Raw genomic sequence first — 19,766 nt, 5'->3', positions numbered from 1 at the left:
AGAACATCCGCATCATTCAATGCATCCCAAACAGCAACCCGACCAGCCAACAAACGGTAATCGCCTACCAAATCCATTGAAACCCTCCCGGTTTCGGCAGACCCGGGCACTGAGCCTGAGGGTCCCGGCCGGCACCCGCGTCCTGACGACGGCGGGCCTCCCTGCGGCCACCATCAGGAAAGGGCAGGCGGCCGGCCTTGTACACTGTACTTTCGGTCGAGCGCTTCCCGCGCACCACGCTTGTCAGAATGAAGGCGCCGGCCCTAGAGTGAGCGACGTCGCGACGTCGCGACGTCGCGCCCGGGCACCGTCGTGCCGTGCGGGCAGGACCGCCGCGGCGCGAGGGAGGAAAACGTGCAGCCGAATGGCGGCATCGACCAGGCCTGCGGCATCGTCGCGCTGGAATGCGACGATCCGGATGATGCCGGTTTCTGGACGCGTGTCGCCGAGGCGCGCGCGCGCGTCGATGCGGGCTTTGCCCTTGTGTTCTTCTCTTCCCTGCGCTTCGCCGCCGACCCGCTCGGCACGGCCCTGGCACAGGCCTGCCCGGGCCTGCGCTATGCCGCCTGCTCGACCGCCGGCGAAATCACCCGCGCCGGCGTCTCGGAAGGAAATCTCGTCGTCATCCTGTTTCCGGCGGTCAGTTTCCGCATCGAGGCGCTGTGTGTCCGCGACCTGCGCAATGCCGGAATGGAGCGCATCGTCGCCCAGGTCGGCGAGGCCAAGCGGGCCTTCATCGCGGCCGGTGCACCGGAGGCCGAAAGCACCGCCAGCCGTTTCGCGCTCTGCCTGATCGACGGGCTTTCCTTCGCCGAGGAAGCGGCGACCGCCGCCCTGCACTGGGGCCTTGACGACGTGCCGCTGCTGGGCGGTTCAGCTGGCGACGACATGCGTTTCGGCGCCACCACGCTGATCCTCGACGGCGAACCGGCCAGCGACGCCGCGATCCTGATCCTTGTCGAGACGCCGGTCCCCTTCCACATCTTCAAGACCGATAATTTCGTGCCGACGCCGAACAAGCTGGTCGTCACCCGCTCCGACCCCGACCGGCGCATCGTGCACGAGTTCAACGCAGCGCCGGCAGCGGCCGAATATGCCCGGGTCATCGGCATCGACCCGGACAGCCTGTCGCCGATGAGCTTTGCCTCGCATCCGCTCGTCGTGCGTGTCGGAGGCGAATACTATTGCCGCTCGGTGCAGAAGATGAATCGCGACGGGTCGCTCTCCTTCTTCTGCGCCATCGACGACGGCATCGTCATGACCGTTGCCGAGCCGGCCGGCATGACGCGCACCACCCGGGCCGCCTTCGAGGCGGTGCGCGAACGCATCGGCGGCATCGACTTCGTGCTTGGCTTCGACTGCGTCCTGCGCCGCATCGATGCCCGCAACCGGCAGGTGACCCATCGCATCGCCGAGATCTACCGCGACAACAATGTCATCGGCTTCAACACCTATGGCGAGCAGTATCTGTCGATGCATCTGAACCAGACCTTCACCGGCATCGCCTTCGGTCCGGGCACGGCACGGACGACCGGCGCATGAGCATTCTCGATATCGACGATGTCGACCGGCTGAAACGGATCAACGACGCGCTGCTCAACCGGGTCGAGCGGGCGATGGACCAGCAGCGCAACGCCTTCTCCCTGTTCCAGACGGCGATCGCGCTCGAGGGCCAGGTGCGCCGCCGCACGGACGAGCTCACCTCAACCCTGCGCAACCTAGAGCGGACCAATGCCGAGCTTGCCCGCCAGAAGGAAATCTCCGAGCGCGCCGACCAGTCGAAGACGCGTTTCCTGGCCGCCGCCAGCCACGACGTGTTGCAGCCGCTGCACGCCGCGCAACTGACCATGTCGGCGCTGCACGACCTGCAGGAAAACGAACGCGGCCGCGCGATGGTGGCCCAGGTCGAGCGGGCGCTCGACACCATGAACGAGTTGCTGCACACGCTGCTCGACATCTCCCGCCTCGATGCCGGTGTCATGGTGCCGAGCCTCTCGGCCGTTCCGCTGACGCCGGTGATCGATTCGCTCCTGTCCGACCTGCGGCCGATCGCCGAGGCCAAGGGGCTGCGCCTGCAGACGGCCATTGCCGGCGACCATGTCCGCTCCGACCGCACAATGCTGCGCCGGGCGTTGCAGAACCTGATCTCGAACGCCATCCGCTACACCGACCGCGGCGGCGTGCTGATCGGCACCAGGCGGCGCGGCGACATGGTCGCGATCGAGGTGGTCGACACCGGCTGCGGCATTCCCCTCGACCAGCGCGAGAGGATCTTCGACGAGTTCCATCGCGGTTCCGCGGCCAAGGAACGCGCCGGGCAGGACGGCGATTGTGCCCTCGGCCTCGGTCTGTCGATCGTCAGGCGGCTGGTCACCGCCCTTGGCCACGAACTCAGCCTGACCTCGGAAGTCGGCAAGGGCAGCCGGTTCCGCATTCTCGCCAGGCGCTGCGAGGCCTTGCAGGGCGCGGACGCGCCGCCTTCGCCGGCGCCTCGCCAGGCCCGCGACGCGGCGCTCTCGGGCCGCCGGATCCTGCTCGTGGAGAACGATCCGGACGTGATCCGTGCCATGTCGGTGCTGCTCGAGGGCTGGGGCTGCGATCATCGGGCCGCGGCCTGCCAGGGGGAAGCGCTCGACATACTTGATCAAGGGTTCGTGCCGGACCTTGTGATCGCCGACCAGCATCTGGATCACGGCGACCTCGGCACCCGGACCGTGGCCGTGCTGCTGCACAGGCTGGGCCGCCGCCTGCCCGTCATCCTGGCCACCGCCGACATCACCGAAACAGTCATGCATCAGGCGGAGCAACTGGGCGCAGAGTTCATGGCAAAGCCGGTGAAGCCGGCGCAATTGCGGGCCCTGATGGCCCATATGCTCGCCCGCGCGCCCTGAGAAACGGGCAACGGAGCGTGCCGGCCAGGGCTCTGCCTATCCTACTGCGTTGCCAAACGGGTCAGCCGGGTCGAGGTCGGATATCTGGTCGAGCCTCGACATCTCGATCACGGCCTGGGTGCGACTGTGAACGCCGAGCTTGCGCAGGATCTCGGAGACATGCGCCTTCACCGTGGTTTCCCCCACCTGCAACTCGTAGGCGATCTGCTTGTTGAGCAGCCCGTCGCGGATCATGCCCAGCACCCTGAGCTGCTGCGGTGTCAGGCTGGAGACCCGGTCGATCATCGCGCGCGCATGGGCGCCGAGCTGCGCCTCGCCGGCGGCCGCAAGGTTCTCCGGCACGAAAACCGCCCCGTTGATCACCTTCTGGATCGCATCGGCGAGCGCCGCCTTCTTCGAGGACTTGGGAATGAAGCCGGCCGCGCCATAGGCGATGACCTGAGACACGACCCGCGGATCCTCGTGACCGGAAACGACGACCACCGGCAGACGCGGGAAATGGGTGCGCAGGTGCAGCAGCCCGTCCATGCCGCGCACACCGGGAATGTTGAGATCGAGCAGGGCAAGGTCGAAACCGCTCTCGCCCTCCAGAATGTCGCATGCCTCCGGCAGCGAGGCGGCATCGAGCGTTTCCGCATCCGGATAGGCAAGCGTCACCGCACTGTGCAGCGCCTCGCGGAACAGCGGGTGATCGTCGATGATCAGGAACTTCGTCATGGTGTCGGCATCTGCTGTCATCTCGCTCGCTCCGACCATCGCACCGGCGACCGCCCGTTGGAAGCGGCGCGGCACGACCCGCGACGGGACCGGACGGCCCGGCACCCGCAAGGGAGCAAGTTTCACGAAGCCCGCGGCATCCGGCAAGCGGACTAAAGGACGAGACAGAAGTCGTCCGCGCGGCTCAGGCGAAGCGGGTGAACATCTCCGCCTCGTCCGCCTCCGCATCGCCGACCACCTCGAAGCAGACGACGGAGCCCTCGGACAGGTTGACGTTGTAGGCGAAACCTTCCGCGCACAGTCCCGAGAAGATCTCGATCACCCCGGCCTTGCCGATGCGCTGGGGATGCAGTTCGAGAATGATCCGCTGCAGCCCGCCCTTTCGCAGGTTGCGCAGCAGTTCCAGTTCCGCCCCCTCGATGTCGGAAATCAGCACCGTGATGCCCTTGTCCGCGATGAAGGCGGAGGCATCGACCGCCGGCACCCGCACGGTTTCGGTCACCCCGTCCTGGTCCTGGCCGATGCCGGACCGCCAGAACTCGCGATGCAGGGTGAACTCGACAAACCCCTTTTCAAGCACCTGCGGATCGGTGACGAAGGCGGCATTGATCACCTCGACGCCCTCGACCCCGTTGCGAAGATGGGTCTGGCGAATGTGAGGGATGAGCCGGGCATCGGCCTCCACGGCGGCGTAATAGGCCGGCCCGACATTGCGCATGACACCGGCGGAAATGAAGCCGACACCGGCGCCGAGCTCCAGCACCCGGTCGTCCTGGCGCACGAAACGCGAGGCCATGGACAGTTCCGAGGCCTCGTAGCGACCGCGCCGGATCTCGGTGACGATCCGCTCGTTGGCGACCTCCTCGTCGAGGCTGAGCACCAGTCCGCTGGTGCCATGGGTTACGAGCTGTCCCGACATCCTTATCACTCCCTCGTTCCTGTCGCCGCTCCGGCCGGCGCTGTTTGCACCGCCGGAATGCCCCGGTTCCTGGCTTGCCTGCACAGACGCCGCGTCAAGAACAGCCCTGCAACCGAGGCATAGGTAATTATTACGATACCCGCATTGCGCGTATTCATTCCACTTCTTGTCGCAAAGCTCAAGGGCTCTGGCAAGGGCTCTGGCAAGGCCTCCGGAGGCGCGGACCTGTGAAACGGGCAGCGGGGGAAATCGCCGTTCTGGCGGGCGGACGATCAGACCATGAGACGGCCGATGGCGGCGACCATCTGGCGACCCGCATCGGCGAGCGTGCCGCTGTTGTCGATGATCGCGGCCGGCTCGACAGGCAGCGGCTCGCCCGCCCGCGCGATGCGGTCCGCGATCTCCTCGGCGCTCTCGCGCCCGCGCGCCGACAGGCGGCGGGCCAGGACCTCGGGGCTTGCCGTGATCGAGATGACGGCAAGGCCCGGAAAGCGCTCCGCCATGGCGGCCAGCACCTTGCGCGAGCCGTTGACGACCGCCGGACGGCCGGCGCGCAGATGGTCGGCGAGCGAGGCCGGCAAGCCGTAGCCAAGCCCGTGCGCGCGCCAGCAGAAGGAAAAGGCCCCCTCGGCCTCCGCCCGGTCGAACGCGTCCGGCGTCATCGGAAGATGCGCTTCCGCATCGCCGGTGGCGGGCCGGGTGATCGCCCTGCGCACGAACAGCAGTTCCGGCCGGTCGGCGAAGGCCTCGCGGGCGAGCGCCAGCAGGCTGTCCTTGCCCACGCCGCTCGGACCGACCACGGCAATCAGGCGGCCTTGCGGATTTTCCACAGGAAGACCTCCGTCCCTCACACCACCCGCAGCCCCTCGCGCCACACGGTGCGCACGATGGGGATGTGTTCCTCGACCCGCACGCGCACCAGGTCGGCGCGCTTGCCGATGGCGATCTCCCCGCGATCCTCGAGCCCGGCCGAAAGCGCCGGGGTCTTCGACACCATGGCGATCGCCTGCGGCAGTTCGATCTCTTCCACCACCTCGCCCAGGAAGAAGGCGGACTGGATCAGGCTGAAGGGAATGTAGTCCGACGACAGGATGTCGAGCAGGCCGTGGCTGGCGAGATCCCGGGCCGAGACATTGCCGGAATGGGACCCGCCGCGAACCACGTTGGGCGCCCCCATCAGCACCGCCAGCCCCTGCCCCTTAGAGGCGCGCGCCGCTTCCAGCGTCGTTGGGAACTCGGCGACACGGATGCCAAGCTCGATCGCCTCGTCGACATGCGCATTGGTGGCATCGTCGTGGCTCGCCAGCACGATGCCGCGGGCCCGCGCCTTTTCGGCGACCACCTTGCGGTTGGCGTCCGACCATTGCGCCGACTGCGCCATCCGACGTTCGCAGAACGCGTTGAACTCCGCGTCGCTCATCTTCATCTTGCCCTTGTAGTAGATCGCATAGGCCTCCAGGCTGGCGAACTGGCGCTGCCCGGGCGAATGATCCATCAGGGAGGCGATGCGCACGCGCGGATCATTGTCGAAGACCGCGAAACTCTCGAGGCAATTGGGCGCCGACACCTCGCAGCGCAGATGAATAAAGTGATCGGCACGCAGCCGGTCCTTGGCAACGCCCGCCTCGATGGCTTCCGCCAGCCGCCGCATGTCCTCCGACGTGATGTCGGTGTCCTCGTCGAGGCCGACGCGCAACGCGTCGAAGACGGTGGTGATGCCGCTTGCCGCGATCTGCGCGTCATGGGCGCACACGGCCGCGATCGGGTTCCAGCGCACCTTGGGGCGCGGCGCATAGTGATTTTCCAGGTGGTCGGTGTGAAGCTCCACAAGGCCGGGGATGACGTAATCGCCGCCCATGTCCTCGGCGCCGGGAAGCGTCGAAGGCCCGCTGTCGATGCCGGCGATCCGGCCGTCCCTGACATGAAGCGATCCCTCGATCACCTCCCCGTCCAGCACGATCCGGGCGTTTGTCAGCGTCATGTCCATGTTTCGGTCTTTCCAGGCAGGCCGGCCATCTCGCGGCCGGGCTCGGCGACACCGGCAAGCGTCGCTTCGTGAAGGCATGTAAAGGGGGCGCCGGGCGCGGTCTCGACATAGAGCGCCAGCCGGTCCATCGCCACCGGCTCGGCCAGCATGTCTCCGAAATGCGCCACAAGCACCGGAAGGACCCGCGCGGCATCGTTCGCCGAGAGCCGCTCGGTGAGCGTCATATGAAAGCGGAATGCGTCGAAAATATAGGGATAGCCCCAGGCTTCCAGATTGGCGCGCAGGGACGGAGCGAGCCGTTCCGGCTTCCGCCTTGCCAGATCGGCGTCGCTGAGCGGCGCGCGGAACCGGTCGAAATGGCGCACCACCTCGCCCGCCAGATCAACAAGCGCGTCGGCAGAAGCCACCGGCGTCAAAGCCAGGAACCCGTCGAGGCTGGTCACCGCCAGCGGCAGAGCCGGCAGCGGCGCCCGCTCGGCGCAATAGGCATCGAGCGCGGCGACGAGAGAGGCCTCGTCCTCCCCCTCGCGCAGCCGGAACGGCGCCTTCAGCGTGCCGTGAAAGCCGTAGCGCGCCGGCGAGGCGACCAGCGGCGCGCGCTCCTCCGCCTTGACGCCGCCGACCGTGACCGGCGCCACGTCGCGGCCGAACACGCTGCGGCCGAGCCAGGCCTCGGCGGCGGCGACCAGCGGGTCGTCGGCGGGCGGGGTAAAGTAGATGGCGTAGCGCATGGTCATGCTTTCGCGGACTGTCCGTCTCCGGGGACGAAGGGACGCCACCGCCCCCGGAACACCGGCGCGGAAGCTGCACTCTTCGGGTCGGTGCCGGCATTGACTTTGCCGGCTCAGGTCGTTGGGCGCGACTCTCCGGCTCAGGGGCGGCTTGCCCCCATAAGGCGGGAGCGAAGCGCGTTGGAGATATTATCGAAGATGAAGACAACCGCCAGTATCAACAGCACCATATAGGCGACGTTTTCCCAGTCCTGGTTGGTCCGCATCGCTTCCCAGAGCTTCAGGCCGATGCCGCCAGCGCCGACCGCACCGATGATCGTCGCCGAGCGGGTGTTCGATTCCCAGAAATAGAGCGCCTGGCTGGCGAAGACCGGAAGCACCTGCGGCAACACCCCGTAGCGTTGCACGGCAACAGGCTGCGCCCCGACGGACCGCACGCCCTCGCGCTGCTTGTCGTCGATGTTCTCCAGCGCCTCGGCATACAGCTTTCCCAACGTGCCGGTGTCGGTGAAGAAGATCGCCGAGATGCCGGCAAGCGGCCCGGGGCCGAAGGCGCGGGTGAAGAACAGCGCCCAGATCAGCATGTCGACCGAGCGCAGGAAATCGAAGAAGCGCTTGTTGAGCTGGTTCAGCACCCGGTTGCGGGTGATGTTGCGGGCCGCCAGGAACGCGAGCGGAAAGGCAAGCACGCTGGCAAACAGCGTCCCCACGAAGGCCATGACGATGGTCTGCAACAGCTTCGTCCAGACGTCGAGATGCTGCCAGTCGGCATTGTAGAGGATGTTGTTCCAGGCAAGCGCAAGGTTCGAGCGCGAGGGATCGAGCCGCTCCCCGGACATGACCAGCGAGATGACCTCGGCAGCACTCCTTCCCCAGAAGGGGGAGCGGGCATCGAACACGAAGTTCTCCCAGCCGAGGAAGCGGTGGCGCACCTTGACCCCGTCATAATCCACCTCGACGCGCCCGGTGAACCCGAAGAAGGCGACCACCTTGCGGCCCGCATAGCGCTGCTGCGCCCAGTCCGGCAACACGCCCTCAGGGGTTACTACCTCGCCCGGCCCGAGCCGCACGGCAAGGCTCTCGGCGCCGCGCGTCAGGGTCACCAGCGTCGGCGTGATCGTCACCGTGTTGTCTGCGCCAAGCCGTACCACCGCCCTGGTGATGACCTCTTCGGCGATGCTTTGCGGCGCGGTCTCGCGGACAGCGCCGGCGGCCGGATTGCTTGCGGTCGGGGCTCCCGGCGCCATGAATGAAAAACCGCTCTCCTGGTCGGCTGCATCCCGGGCGCCGGCCGTTTGCGCGCCGGCTGCCTCGGAGACGGTCTCCTGCGCACCCGTCCCGGGTTGACCCGGCATCATGAAGCTGTTCGCCGCCTTCTCCGCCACGGAGGCGGAGGAAGTGGCGGCATCGCTACCGCTCGAACGCTCCATTGTGCCATGGGTCAGGTCGATCCAGTCCGGATCGGGGGCCGCACCCAGCGGCGAGAAGCGCGACCACTCGATGAACATCGCGCCGTCCGGCTCGATCTCGAAATCGGGGCGGATCTCGTACGATACCCAGTCCGCCAGATAGTTGCCGGCAATGTCCCAGTTGGCCTCGTTCAGGACCTTGCCGATGCCGAAGAAGAACCAGCAATAGACGCTGTAAAGGGCAATCGCGGCGATGACCGCCGGCCCGTGAAGCCGCCGCCAGGGACGGTTCGCGAAGACATCCGGATGGCGCGCGGCAATCGCGGAAATGTCTTCATCGCCAAGGGTCACTGCGGGAATGTTGGAGCGGATCATGATGCGCGACCTTTCAGCGACCGAACTCGAAGGCCTGTTCGCCGACAAGGCGCTTTCGCAGCCAGGCGGAGAACTGGTCGACAGCGACGATGGTCAGGAACAGGAGCAGGATGATCGCCAGCGTCTTGGCCTCGTGACCCCGGCTGATCGACAGGCGCAGTACCTCGCCGATGCCGCCGCCGCCGACCGCGCCGATGATCGTCGAGGCGCGCACGTTGATCTCCAGACGCAACAGCGCATAGCTGGTGAAATTCGGCAGGACCTGGGGAACCATGCCGAACCAGACCCGTTCGATCCAGCTGGCGCCGACCGCGCGCAGGCCTTCGTCCGGTCGCATGTCGGCATTTTCCACCACCTCGAAGAACATCTTGCCGAGCGAGCCGACCGTATGGATCGACACGGCGATGATCGCCGGGATAGGCCCGATCGTCAGGATGGCGACGAAGAAGCCGGCGATGACGATCTCGGGGAAGGCGCGCAGGAACTCCATCAGCCGGCGCACGGAACCGCGGATCCAGCGGTTGGTGACAAGGTTCCTGGCCGCCACGAAACAGAGCAGGAAGCCGAAGGTGAAGCCGATCAGCGTCGACAGGATCGCGATGTTCAGCGTTTCCAGCATCTTGTAGAAATATTCCGGGACATAGAACGTCTCGGTGAGATAGACGCGGCCGGCCGGATAGTCGTACTGGAAGCTGCCGTCATAGTAGGGAGAGGGCAGGTCGAACAGCGCCCGCCATATCTCCATCGGTTCGCGCGGCGCCAGGTCGATGAAGAAGTCGAAGAAATAGGGCAGCCGGTCGAAGAATTTGCCGGCGTTGCTCTCGTTGGCAAACCAGAGCGAGGCCGACAGGACGACAAGCAGGGCGACGATGCCTCCGACGGTGTAGATCCGGCGACGCAGTGTCAGTTCCTGCCAGTGACGCTCGACAAGCGCCCCCTCCGGCGAAAGACGGGGACCGCCTCCGGACTGGGCTGCGGAATTCACGCTCGCAAGCGACATGGTTTCACTCACACGCAATCGCACCGCCCGGCCTGATGGGGCCAAGGCGGACGGTTGGCCATCTGGAACGGCAAGGGCGCCGGCCACACGCCGGCGCCCGCCAGTGTCGGGATTTGTGTTACGAGCCGATCTTCGCGGCGCGGGCCGCGATGATCGCCTTGTAGAAATCGGCGTTCACTTCGGTGAAGCCCTTGAAGTCGCCGCCCTGGATCGCCGAGAAGCAGTCCTTGTCGGTCTCCGGCAGGGCCATCATGAAGTCCTTGAACTTGGTCTTCATGTCATCGTTCATGGAAGAGCGGACCACCACCGGGCCATTCGGGATCAACGGCGACTTCCAAAGTTCGACCAGGTCGTCCATGTCGAGGATGCCCTTGTCGACCATCTTGCGCAGGTTGCCCGAAGTGTAGCCGTCCTTGAAGTCGCCAACACCCGAACCCCAGGTGGTGCCGGCATCGAACGTGCCCTTCACGACCTCGAGGACGAGGTTCTCGTGACCGCCGCCAAAACCGGTCTCGCCGAAATAGTCCTCGATCTTGGCACCGGTCGCATCCGGCAGGGTCACCGACGGGACAAGAAAGCCGGAGGTGCTGTCGGGGTCGGCGAAGCCGAGCTTCCTGCCCTTCATGTCGGCAAGCGTCTTGATGCCGCTGTCGGCACGGGCGACCATCACCGAATAGTAGCCGGTGGAGCCGTCGGTCTGAACCGTCGTCAGGATCGGCTCGACCGCATCCTTGTTCGCAAGATAAACCTTGGCATAGCCCGACGCGCCGAGCTCGGCATAGTCGAGCGTGCCGCCCAGCAGGCCCTGGATGACGCCGTCATAGTCGGCGGCCGGGAACAGCGAGACCTTCTCCACGCCGAGAACGGCCGGCAGCTTGTCGGTCATGCACTGGAAGTTGCGCAGGCGGTCGGCTTCGTTCTCGCCACCGAGAATGCCGATCCGGAACTCCTTCAGTTCCTCGGCCTGGACCGGAGCGATAGCCGCGCCGGCAACGAGCAGGGTCGCGGCGGCGACCGCGCCAAGAAGGGTGTTCTTGAGCATTGACGTCTCCATCTGGGCCGGAATCTTCCGGCCGTTCGAGTGCGGTGGATCCCTCTTTCGGGGATGCCGATCCGGGAGCTAGCCGGCGACGGCCGGGCGAAGCGCTCCCACGGATACCGGGGCCGGACGAGGCACGGCCGTGATGCTTGTCGAGGTAATCGCTTCGGACAGTTCCTGGCTGTCGGCGCCATAGATGCGCCGCGCCGCGTCGGTCGTCAGCATGTCCGGCGTTCCGTCGAAGACGACGGCTCCCTGGGACATTCCGATGATGCGCTGGCAGTAGTTGCGCGCCGTATCAAGCGTATGCAGGTTGGTGATCACCGTGATCCCTTCCCGCTCGTTGATGTCCTTAAGCGCATCCATCACCTTCTGCGCGTTGAGCGGATCGAGCGAGGCGATCGGCTCGTCGGCAAGCACCATGCGCGGCTGCTGCATCAACGCCCGCGCGATGGCGACGCGCTGCTGCTGTCCGCCCGAAAGCGTTCCGGCCGCCTGCAGCGCCGTCTGGGCGATGCCCAGGCGCTCCAGGGCCGCGATCGCCATGGCACGCTCGGTGCGCGAGAACATGCCGAGAATGTTCTTCACCGAGGAGCGGTGATTGAGCCGCCCGAGCAGCACATTGGTCAGCACGTCGAGACGCGGCACCAGGTTGAACTGCTGAAAGATCATGGCGCAGTCGCGCTGCCAGTTTCGCAGCGCCTGCCCCTTCAGAGCCGAAACCTCGACACCGTCGAAGATGATCCGCCCGCCATTGGGATCGATCAGCCGGTTGATCATCCGCAGAAGCGTCGATTTGCCCGCCCCCGAACGACCGATGATGCCGACCATCTGTCCGTCCGGAATATCCAGGGAGACCGCCTTCACGGCCGTGTTGGTTCCGAACTTCCGCGTCACGCCTTCGAGCTTGAACATCCGCGCCTCAATGCTTGTGATTGAAGCTTGCGTACCTGTTATTGATGACAGTGGATTTTCGGTTTCATGACAATTTGCTGACAGGGCCAAGCAAAGCGCACCTTATTGCCTGGCTAATATATTCAATTGCCAGGTTCGTGACGCTCCAGAAAGGCCTCGGCATCGAGATTTCGAAAGTCGTCAAGCGCCGACCGCAGCCGTTCGTGGCTCCAGTCCCACCAGGCGAGTGCCTGCATCCGCTCCGCGATTTCCTTCGGAAAACGCTCGCGAATGGGCTTTGCCGGCACCCCGCCGACAATCGTGTAGGGCTGGACGTCGCGCGACACCACGGCGCCGGACCCGATCACCGCCCCGTCGCCGACGGTGACGCCCGGCAGGATCGTCGCCCCGTGCCCGATCCACACGTCGTGACCGATCGTCACCTTGCCCTCGCGCCGCCAGTCGAAGAAAGCGGCTTCCCGCTCGGCGTCGTCCCAGTAGTCATTGGCCCTGTAGGTGAAATGATGCAGCGTCGCGCGCCAGGTCGGGTGATTGGTGGCGTTGATGCGCACAGAGGCCGCGATATTGGCGAACTTGCCGATTTCCGCGCACCAGATCATGCCGTCGCGCATGATGTAGGAATAGTCGCCGAAGCGGGTTTCGCTCATGGAGACCCGCTCGTCCACCTCCGTGTAGCGGCCGAGCTCGCAGTCGTGGATCTCGGCGCTCGGGTGGATCAGCGGCGTCGATGAAAGCCTTGTCATTGTCATCTGCGTTCCTCAGGCGGCCCGGGCCGGCGAAAACGCCCGCACGTCGATGATCCGGTCGGCCACCGCCTCGCGCACTTCTTCATCGTGGAAGATGCCGATCTGGGCAACGCCCGCCGCCTTCTTCGCGGCGATCATGCCGATGACGATGCGCCGGTTGGCGGCGTCGAGCGAGGCCGTCGGCTCGTCGAGCAGCAGCACCGGATGGTCGGTGATGAAGCCGCGGGCGATGTTGACGCGCTGCTGCTCGCCGCCGGAGAAGGTCGCCGGCGGCAGCACCCAGAGCCGCTCGGGGACGTTGAGCCGGGCAAGCATTTCACCGGCCTTCTCCCGCGCCGCACCGACATCCGTTCCGCGCGCCACCAGCGGCTCGGCCACCACGTCGAGCGCGCCGACGCGCGGCACCGTGCGCAGGAACTGGCTGACATAGCCGATCGTGTCGCGGCGCAGCGCGATCACCTGGCGCGCATCGGCGGTGGCGAGGTCGATCTCGCCCTCGCCGTGGCGTACGACGATGTGGCCACCGCTGACGGCGTAGTTGCCGTAGAGCATCTTCATGATCGAGCTCTTGCCGGCACCCGACGGGCCGCCGAGCACGACGCATTCGCCCGCTTTCACCTCGAAGGCGGCGTTCTCGACGACGGCAAGCTCGATGCCGCCCTGGAGATGCATGCGGAAGGATTTCGACAGGCCGCCGGCCCGGATCATGACGCGCCCGGCGTCCTCATTGCGGTCGGTCATGGTCACACCTGCAGGATCGAGGAAACGAGAAGCTGGGTGTAGGGCGCCTGCGGATCGTCGAGAACCCGGTCGGTGAGGCCCGCCTCGACCACCTGCCCGTCCTTCATCACCAGCATGCGGTGCGACAGGAGCCGCGCCACGGCAAGATCGTGGGTGACGACGATGGCCGCCAGCCCGAGATCGGAGACGAGCCCGCGCAGCAGGTCGAGCAACCGCGCCTGAACGGAGACGTCGAGGCCACCGGTCGGCTCATCCATGAAGACGAGGCGCGGGCCGGTGACAAGATTGCGGGCGATCTGCAACCGCTGGCGCATGCCGCCGGAAAAGGCGCGCGGCTGGTCGTCGATGCGGTCCTCGGCGATCTCCACCCGCGACAGCCAACCGGTCGCCGTCTCGCGGATGCGGCCGTAATGGCGCTCGCCGACCGCCATCAGCCGCTCGCCGACATTGGCGCCGGCGGAGACCGTCATGCGCAGCCCGTCGGCCGGGTTCTGATGCACAAAGCCCCAGTCCGTGCGCATCAGGAGGCGGCGTTCCGCCTCGCCGAGCGCGTAGAGGTCGCGCGTCTCGCCGTCGCGCATGCGGTAGCACACGGAGCCGGAGGTCGGCGCCAGCCGTGTCGAAATGCAGTTGAGCAGCGTGGTCTTGCCCGAACCGCTCTCGCCGACAATGGCAAGCACCTCGCCTGGCCACACGTCGAAGGAGACGTCGCGGCAGCCGATCCGCGTTCCGTAAGCCTTGGTCAGGCCGGCGACCGACAGCAGCGGCCGCTCGTCCAGGTTCATGGTCATCGTGCCGTCTCCCGGATTGCATCCTCGCGGCCCGTATAGGCCTCTTCCGCCGACAGGCGGCCGCGATGGCCGGCAGCGCGCCGCTCCTCGCAATGATCGGTATCGGAGCATACGAACATCCGCCCGCCCCGGTCGTCGAGGATCACCTCGTCAAGATAGACGCCCTCCGCCGCGCACAGCGCGCAGGGCTCGTCGAAATGCTGGATCTCGAAGGGATGGTCCTCGAAATCGAGGCTGACCACCTTCGTATGCGGCGGGATCGCGTAGATGCGCTTCTCGCGACCGGCACCGAACAGCTGCAGCGCCTCGCTCATGTCCATCTTCGGATTGTCGAATTTCGGCGTCGGCGAAGGATCCATCACGTAGCGGCCGGCGACCAGGACCGGATAGGCATAAGTGGTGGCGATATGACCGTGCCGGGCGATGTCCTCGTAGAGCTTCACATGCATCAGGCCGTATTCCTCGAGCGCGTGCATCTTGCGCGTCTCGGTCTCGCGCGGCTCCAGGAAGCGCAGCGGCTCGGGGATCGGCACCTGATAGACCAGCACCTGGCCCTCGGTCAGCTTCTCCTCAGGTATGCGGTGGCGGGTCTGGATGATCGAGGCATCGCGCGTCCTCGTCGTCACCGCGACATTGGCGACCTTCTGGAAGAAGGCGCGGATCGACACGGCGTTGGTGGTGTCGTCGGCACCCTGGTCGATCACCTTCAGCGTGTCGTCGGGGCCGATGATCGAGGCCGTCACCTGCACGCCGCCGGTGCCCCAGCCGTAGGGCATCGGCATCTCGCGGCTGGCGAAGGGCACCTGGTAGCCGGGGATGGCGATCGCCTTGAGGATCGCCCGGCGGATCATCCGCTTCGTCTGTTCGTCCAGATAGGCGAAATTGTAGCTGGCCAGATCCTGGCTCATTCCGGTGCTCGCGCTCATTCGGCAGCCTCCCGTGCGGTCGCGTCGTCCTTGCCCGCGCGCGCCGCCTCGAACTCGGCGCGCAGCCGCCGGACGAGGTCGAGTTCCGCCTGGAAGTCGACATAGTGGGGCAGTTTCAGGTGCTCGACGAAGCCCGTCGCCTGCACGTTGTCGGCATGGGAGATGACGAATTCCTCGTCCTGGGCCGGCGCAACCCGGTCCTCGCCGAGCTCGCCGGCGCGCAGCGAACGGTCGACCAGCGCCATCGCCATCGCCTTGCGCTCCGACTGCCCGAAGACGAGGCCGTAGCCGCGGGTGAATTGCGGCGCGAGCTTGGCCGAGCCGGCGAACTGGTTGACCATCTGGCACTCGGTGACGCGGATACGCCCGAGCGCCACGGCGAAGCCGAGCTCCGGCACGTCCATTTCCACCTCCACCTCGCCGATGCGGATCTCGCCGGCGAAGGGATGGGTGCGGCCGTAGCCGCGCTGGGTGGAGTAGCCAAGCGCCAGGAGGAAGCCCTCGTCGCCGCGCGCCAGCGCCTGCAGGCGCAGGTCGCGGGGCATGGGGAACTCCATCGGCTCGCGCGTCAGGTCGCCCGACGGCTCCTCCGGCATCTGGTCCGGATCGCCGGTGAAGGCGCGCTCGATCAGGTCCTCATGAGCGAGAATGTCGCTGACCCTGGTCAGCGGCTCGCCCTCGTGCTCGCGCGCAGGCGCCGGATCGACCGGCGCATCGGCGGCAAGTTCGGGATCGAGCAGCCGGTGGGTGTAGTCGAAGGTCGGACCGAGAACCTGACCGCCGGGCAGGTCCTTGTAGGTTGCCGACACCCGCCGTTCGGCGACCATCTCGCCGGTCTCCAGCGGCCGCGACGCGCCGAAGCGCGGCAGCGTCGTGCGATAGGCCCGCAGCAGGAAGATCGCCTCGATCATGTCGCCGCGCGCCTGCTTGACGGCGAGAGCTGCGAGCGCCGGCGCATAGAGCGAGGCCTCCGCCATCACCCGGTCGACGGCAAGGCCCAGCTGCTCGACAAGCTGTTCTACCGTGATCGCCGGCAGCGAGCGGTCGCCGCGACGTCGGTCGGCCAGCATCTTGTGGGCATTGGCGATCGCCGCCTCGCCGCCCTTTACCGCGACATACATCAGTTCGCCTCCTGCTCGGACTTGCGCGAAAGAACGGTGCTGCGCGGCAGCGCCATGACGCGCGAACCGCAGACCAGCACCACATCGACGCCGCGCGGGAAGAGCGCGCGGTTCCCGGCACGCTCGTTCAGGAAAGAATGAGGCAGGCCCATCGGCGCGATCCGCGACCGGCCGAGGATGCCCGGCCCCTCGATCATGATCTCCTCGCCGCCTTCAAACGCCTCGACCTCGACGACCAGCGTCGTCGCCCGGTCGGGATATTCCTGCGTTCCGGCACTGAGAGCGGAGAGCGCCGGCATGTCGTTCGCGGCAGCGAAGGCGAAGGCCGCACTTGCGCCATCGCCGACAATCGGCGCGCCGCACTGGAAGGCAATCCAGGCAGAGACGGCCTCGCCGCGCAGAGCCTCGGCAAGCCAGACCGGCGTGTCGGGATCGCACAGCGCCAGCATCACGGCGCCGGAACCCGCGCCGAGCGGCGCCGGCGGTGCCAAACCGGCCGGCAGGTCATGGATCGTGCCGGGCCGCGCGCTTGCATCCATCAACGCGCGAAACGCCGCCTGCGCCTCGAAGACCGGATCGGTGAAGCCGCCGGAAACGGCCTGCGTGTCGAACTGTGCCATCGTCATCAGTCGTCTCCCCGGACCATGGTGAAGAAGTCGACGCGGGTCGCGGCGGCCTCGCGGCGGGTACGGGAGGTCTCCGCAGCACGCGCCTCGGCCAGCGGCTCGAGCACATCGCGCAGGATCGCCTCGCGCCGGGTCCCTTCGCTCCACAGCGCCGCAAGCACGGCCGACAGCCGCGCCTTCTCACGGTCCTGACCGAGCGCATAGGCGTGGCCGACCGCACCGCCGGCAAGTCGCACCGTCGCCCGCGTCACCGCCGCTTCTCCAAGATTGAAGGGCGCGCCGTCGCCGCCGATGCGGCCGCGCAGCATGACAAGGCCCGTTTCCGGCCCGCGCACGGGTGCGGCCTCCGGCAGCTCGCCAAGCGCATCCGCCGCAGCTGCGATTTCCGCCCCGGGCGAAGCCGCGAGGATATCCATCAGCGCCTTCAGTCCGCGCCCGGGGTCATCCTCACTGCCTGCCGCCGTGGCGTGCTCCCTCTGCGATGCCGTCATGTCCTGCTCCATGCCTTCGAAGTTCAAAGCCGTCGCCGCCGCCCCGCCCGCCACGCCACCGGAAGGGCGTGATCCGGCGGGCAACCCGCTGCGCAGTGCAGCCGTGATATACCGGTGACCATTATTTGTCTAGTATTATAGACAACCGACACACTGGAACGATACAGGCCTCTCATGACGCCACGATGAAACCCCGGCGAAGAACCGAGGCTTCCGTTTCCCGCGGACACCACGATCCGTGCCTGGCGCTTGCCCTGTGCGCCGGGGGCTGCGTAGAAGGGAGCAGATCCGTCGAAGGGGTTCGCGGGCACCGAAAGGAAACGGGATGAGCGGCATCGAACGGCGGACAGGCGTCGCGCTCTGGCGCCAGATCGCCGACGACATTCGCGCGGCCATCGGCAATGGCGACCACGACGACGGGCGTCTGCCGACCGAGGCGGCGCTGGCGGCGCGCTTCGACGTCAACCGCCACACCGTCCGCCAGGCGATCGCGGCCCTCGCGCGCGAAGGCGTCGTCGAGACCGTCCAGGGTCGCGGCACCGCAGTTGTTCCGCGCCGGCGCGTCACCTATCCGATCGGCGCACGCACCCGCTTTTCCGCCGGCCTCGGCGGTCAGGTCGCAACCGCGGTCACCCGGCTGATCGGCTCATTGAGGGAAACGGCGAACGAGGAACTTGCAGCGACGCTCCGTTTGTCCCCGAACGCACCGCTGCTGCGGCTCGAGACATTGGGCGAGGCGGATGGCGTGCCGCTGTCGCGCGCCGTCCACTGGTTCGATGCCGAACGCTTTTCGGGGTTGGTCGAGGCCTATGGCCGCGAAGGCTCGATCACCCGCGCACTCGCCGCTTGCGGGGTTTCCGACTATGTCCGTGTCTCGACGGAAATCTCGGCCGCGCCCGCGACCGGTGCGGACCGCGAGGACCTCGCCCTGCAGCCCGGCGCCGTGGTTCTGCTGACCCGCTCGGTCAACGCCGACCCGCAAGGTCGTCCGATCCAGGCAAGCCGCAGCCGCTTCGCCGCCGACCGGGTGACACTCTCCGTCGCCCCGGACGAGCCGGCAACCGACCTGCCCTGACGCTGCCGGGCTGGCGGCCGTCGCTCAGTGGCCGGACAACACCAGTGTGCGGATCGGGAACAGCAGGACCTGCAGACGCAGGATCGCCGCATGAACGACACCGACCGTGTCGACCACATGCAGGAACACGTACTGCCCGGTTGAAAGCGAGGGGTCCGTGGCCAGCCGCTCGTGGTTGCTCGTATAGGCATTGGCGATGCACTGGCTGCCCGGCGGCACCTCGTCGAGCCCGCCCGGATAAAGCGGCTCCAGCAGCGCGGTGATCGAAGCCGGCCGTGCCAGTTGCGACACGTCCTGGACCCGGTCGCTCGCGGACACCTGCCCGGCTCCGATGCTCGCCTGCACCTCGGTGACCACCATTGGAATGACCGTGAAGGGCACGGCGGCACAGGCGATTTCCGCCACCATGCCGACCTTGATCACCTTCGCCTCGATCTGGCCAAAGCCCGCGGCGATGCGGGCATGCGCCGTGTCGGCCGGAATCAGGAGGCCGGCGGGACGCAGCACCGGGTTGACGATATCCCCAACCCGCAGGTTGAACTGGGTGATGGTCCCGTCCACCCCGGCATGCACGGTGGTCTTGGTGAGTGCGACTTCCGCTTCCTTCAGCCGGGCCGTTGCGCTTTCAAGCCGCGCCGGCAAGGCGACCGAGATCTTCGTCTCCACCATCTCGCGATTGGCGATCGCCGCCGCCAGACCGCCCTGGCGGCTGCTGACGGTGTTTTCAAGCCGCTCGATGTCACGCTGCGAGACGACATTGGCGTTGCGCGCCATCAGTTCCTGACGAGTGGCGAGTTCTTCGCTGGCCTGCGTCAAGGCGGCGGTGGCCTGGTCGACCTGCCCCTGCGCGACCCGCAACTCCGCCTGGGCGAGGGCCAGGTCGGCCTCGATCTCGCCGACCTGTTTCGAGGCGATCTCGACTTCGGCCTGCTGCTGGGAACTGTCGAGCCGGAAGATCGGCTCGCCGGCCTTGACCTGCGACTCCAGTCCCAGGTCGATATAGATCTCGGCGACCCGGCCGGGCCTGTCGGGCAGGATCGGCACGGTGCGGTAGACCGAAACGGCGCCGGTCGCCGTCGGATGGTAGTAGAAGACCATCGTGATGACCGAAACCGTCAGCATGGCGCAGGTGACGATGCCGTAGCGCAGCTCGAACCAGACCGAATAGAGGGTGATCTCCCGGCCGATCCGTTTTCCCTGGACATAGCGGCGGTAGAGATAGTCGGGCAGGATCGTCACGAGCGAGCAGAAGATGAGTTCGAACAT

General features: G+C 66.8%; 20 protein-coding genes. 3 read left to right on the top strand and 17 right to left on the bottom strand.

Annotated elements, in window-relative coordinates:
• Positions 1-354 precede the first annotated feature (354 nt).
• Entirely contained in the window at positions 355-1,542 is a 1,188-nt protein-coding gene (locus RBB46_RS13945) for an FIST N-terminal domain-containing protein (protein ID WP_306029601.1), read from the top strand.
• Complete coding sequence (locus tag RBB46_RS13940; protein ID WP_306029600.1) at positions 1,539-2,891, top strand: hybrid sensor histidine kinase/response regulator; 1,353 nt, start codon at positions 1,539-1,541, stop codon at positions 2,889-2,891. Before RBB46_RS13945 ends, RBB46_RS13940 begins: the two co-directional genes overlap by 4 nt.
• A 36-nt stretch (positions 2,892-2,927) precedes the next feature.
• Here RBB46_RS13940 and RBB46_RS13935 read toward each other — a convergent pair whose 3' ends face one another.
• From RBB46_RS13935 to phnG, 16 genes are all read right to left on the bottom strand, one after another.
• Positions 2,928-3,629 (bottom strand): response regulator transcription factor, encoded by a 702-nt coding sequence (locus RBB46_RS13935; RefSeq protein WP_306029616.1) that lies wholly within the window; start codon positions 3,627-3,629, stop codon positions 2,928-2,930.
• 163 nt (positions 3,630-3,792) lie between these two features.
• Positions 3,793-4,527 carry an FkbM family methyltransferase gene (locus RBB46_RS13930; protein WP_306029599.1) on the bottom strand — a complete coding sequence of 245 codons (735 nt, stop codon included), beginning with the start codon at positions 4,525-4,527 and terminating at the stop codon, positions 3,793-3,795.
• 272 nt (positions 4,528-4,799) lie between these two features.
• On the bottom strand, positions 4,800-5,357 hold the full coding sequence (gene phnN, locus RBB46_RS13925) for a phosphonate metabolism protein/1,5-bisphosphokinase (PRPP-forming) PhnN (protein WP_306029598.1): 558 nt from the start codon (positions 5,355-5,357) through the stop codon (positions 4,800-4,802).
• Between the two features lie 17 nt (positions 5,358-5,374).
• Entirely contained in the window at positions 5,375-6,514 is a 1,140-nt protein-coding gene (locus tag RBB46_RS13920) for an alpha-D-ribose 1-methylphosphonate 5-triphosphate diphosphatase (protein WP_306029597.1), read from the bottom strand.
• A complete protein-coding gene (locus tag RBB46_RS13915) occupies positions 6,505-7,245 on the bottom strand; it encodes a DUF1045 domain-containing protein (protein WP_306029615.1) in 741 nt (246 codons plus the stop codon). Before RBB46_RS13915 ends, RBB46_RS13920 begins: the two co-directional genes overlap by 10 nt.
• Positions 7,246-7,385: 140 nt before the next feature.
• Complete coding sequence (phnE, locus tag RBB46_RS13910; RefSeq protein WP_306029596.1) at positions 7,386-9,029, bottom strand: phosphonate ABC transporter, permease protein PhnE; 1,644 nt, start codon at positions 9,027-9,029, stop codon at positions 7,386-7,388.
• Positions 9,030-9,042: 13 nt separating this feature from the next.
• Positions 9,043-10,029, bottom strand: coding sequence for a phosphonate ABC transporter, permease protein PhnE (gene phnE, locus RBB46_RS13905; RefSeq protein ID WP_306029595.1), 987 nt, complete (start codon positions 10,027-10,029; stop codon positions 9,043-9,045).
• Positions 10,030-10,147: 118 nt separating this feature from the next.
• Positions 10,148-11,071: a phosphonate ABC transporter substrate-binding protein gene (gene phnD / locus RBB46_RS13900; RefSeq protein ID WP_306029594.1), complete on the bottom strand. Its 924-nt coding sequence runs from the start codon at positions 11,069-11,071 to the stop codon at positions 10,148-10,150.
• Between the two features lie 78 nt (positions 11,072-11,149).
• On the bottom strand, positions 11,150-11,983 hold the full coding sequence (phnC, locus tag RBB46_RS13895) for a phosphonate ABC transporter ATP-binding protein (protein WP_306029593.1): 834 nt from the start codon (positions 11,981-11,983) through the stop codon (positions 11,150-11,152).
• Positions 11,984-12,105: 122 nt separating this feature from the next.
• A complete protein-coding gene (locus RBB46_RS13890) occupies positions 12,106-12,726 on the bottom strand; it encodes a DapH/DapD/GlmU-related protein (protein WP_306029614.1) in 621 nt (206 codons plus the stop codon).
• 15 nt (positions 12,727-12,741) lie between these two features.
• Positions 12,742-13,437: a phosphonate C-P lyase system protein PhnL gene (gene phnL / locus RBB46_RS13885; RefSeq protein WP_336623165.1), complete on the bottom strand. Its 696-nt coding sequence runs from the start codon at positions 13,435-13,437 to the stop codon at positions 12,742-12,744.
• 35 nt (positions 13,438-13,472) lie between these two features.
• Positions 13,473-14,249, bottom strand: coding sequence for a phosphonate C-P lyase system protein PhnK (gene phnK / locus RBB46_RS13880; RefSeq protein ID WP_306029613.1), 777 nt, complete (start codon positions 14,247-14,249; stop codon positions 13,473-13,475).
• 8 nt (positions 14,250-14,257) lie between these two features.
• Positions 14,258-15,187, bottom strand: coding sequence for an alpha-D-ribose 1-methylphosphonate 5-phosphate C-P-lyase PhnJ (locus tag RBB46_RS13875; RefSeq protein WP_306029591.1), 930 nt, complete (start codon positions 15,185-15,187; stop codon positions 14,258-14,260).
• Entirely contained in the window at positions 15,184-16,308 is a 1,125-nt protein-coding gene (locus tag RBB46_RS13870) for a carbon-phosphorus lyase complex subunit PhnI (protein ID WP_306029590.1), read from the bottom strand. The genes RBB46_RS13875 and RBB46_RS13870 overlap by 4 nt, the downstream gene beginning before the upstream one ends.
• Entirely contained in the window at positions 16,308-16,934 is a 627-nt protein-coding gene (gene phnH, locus RBB46_RS13865; protein WP_306029589.1) for a phosphonate C-P lyase system protein PhnH, read from the bottom strand. Before phnH ends, RBB46_RS13870 begins: the two co-directional genes overlap by 1 nt.
• Positions 16,934-17,350: a phosphonate C-P lyase system protein PhnG gene (gene phnG / locus RBB46_RS13860; RefSeq protein WP_306029612.1), complete on the bottom strand. Its 417-nt coding sequence runs from the start codon at positions 17,348-17,350 to the stop codon at positions 16,934-16,936. The genes phnH and phnG overlap by 1 nt, the downstream gene beginning before the upstream one ends.
• Positions 17,351-17,750: 400 nt before the next feature.
• Here phnG and phnF point away from each other — a divergent pair, with 400 nt between their 5' ends.
• Positions 17,751-18,500 carry a phosphonate metabolism transcriptional regulator PhnF gene (gene phnF, locus RBB46_RS13855; protein ID WP_306029588.1) on the top strand — a complete coding sequence of 250 codons (750 nt, stop codon included), beginning with the start codon at positions 17,751-17,753 and terminating at the stop codon, positions 18,498-18,500.
• 24 nt (positions 18,501-18,524) lie between these two features.
• Here phnF and RBB46_RS13850 read toward each other — a convergent pair whose 3' ends face one another.
• Complete coding sequence (locus RBB46_RS13850) at positions 18,525-19,766, bottom strand: HlyD family secretion protein (RefSeq protein ID WP_306029587.1); 1,242 nt, start codon at positions 19,764-19,766, stop codon at positions 18,525-18,527.

Source organism: Stappia sp. MMSF_3263, from assembly GCF_030733745.1.
In the GTDB taxonomy this organism is placed as follows: domain Bacteria; phylum Pseudomonadota; class Alphaproteobacteria; order Rhizobiales; family Stappiaceae; genus Stappia.
This window is presented reverse-complemented; position numbering and strand designations above follow the sequence as displayed.

Coding starts and splice junctions, on each gene's coding strand:
- phnG (WP_306029612.1), bottom strand. CDS start 17,350: ATGGATATCCTCGCGGCTTCGCCCGGGGCGGAAATCGCAGCTGCGGCG.
- RBB46_RS13870 (WP_306029590.1), bottom strand. CDS start 16,308: ATGTATGTCGCGGTAAAGGGCGGCGAGGCGGCGATCGCCAATGCCCAC.
- RBB46_RS13850 (WP_306029587.1), bottom strand. CDS start 19,766: ATGTTCGAACTCATCTTCTGCTCGCTCGTGACGATCCTGCCCGACTAT.
- phnL (WP_336623165.1), bottom strand. CDS start 13,437: ATGATCCGGGCCGGCGGCCTGTCGAAATCCTTCCGCATGCATCTCCAG.
- phnD (WP_306029594.1), bottom strand. CDS start 11,071: ATGCTCAAGAACACCCTTCTTGGCGCGGTCGCCGCCGCGACCCTGCTC.
- phnE (WP_306029595.1), bottom strand. CDS start 10,029: ATGTCGCTTGCGAGCGTGAATTCCGCAGCCCAGTCCGGAGGCGGTCCC.
- RBB46_RS13920 (WP_306029597.1), bottom strand. CDS start 6,514: ATGGACATGACGCTGACAAACGCCCGGATCGTGCTGGACGGGGAGGTG.
- RBB46_RS13890 (WP_306029614.1), bottom strand. CDS start 12,726: ATGACAAGGCTTTCATCGACGCCGCTGATCCACCCGAGCGCCGAGATC.
- RBB46_RS13940 (WP_306029600.1), top strand. CDS start 1,539: ATGAGCATTCTCGATATCGACGATGTCGACCGGCTGAAACGGATCAAC.
- phnH (WP_306029589.1), bottom strand. CDS start 16,934: ATGACGATGGCACAGTTCGACACGCAGGCCGTTTCCGGCGGCTTCACC.
- RBB46_RS13930 (WP_306029599.1), bottom strand. CDS start 4,527: ATGTCGGGACAGCTCGTAACCCATGGCACCAGCGGACTGGTGCTCAGC.
- RBB46_RS13935 (WP_306029616.1), bottom strand. CDS start 3,629: ATGACAGCAGATGCCGACACCATGACGAAGTTCCTGATCATCGACGAT.
- RBB46_RS13875 (WP_306029591.1), bottom strand. CDS start 15,187: ATGAGCGCGAGCACCGGAATGAGCCAGGATCTGGCCAGCTACAATTTC.
- phnF (WP_306029588.1), top strand. CDS start 17,751: ATGAGCGGCATCGAACGGCGGACAGGCGTCGCGCTCTGGCGCCAGATC.
- RBB46_RS13915 (WP_306029615.1), bottom strand. CDS start 7,245: ATGCGCTACGCCATCTACTTTACCCCGCCCGCCGACGACCCGCTGGTC.
- phnE (WP_306029596.1), bottom strand. CDS start 9,029: ATGATCCGCTCCAACATTCCCGCAGTGACCCTTGGCGATGAAGACATT.
- phnC (WP_306029593.1), bottom strand. CDS start 11,983: ATGTTCAAGCTCGAAGGCGTGACGCGGAAGTTCGGAACCAACACGGCC.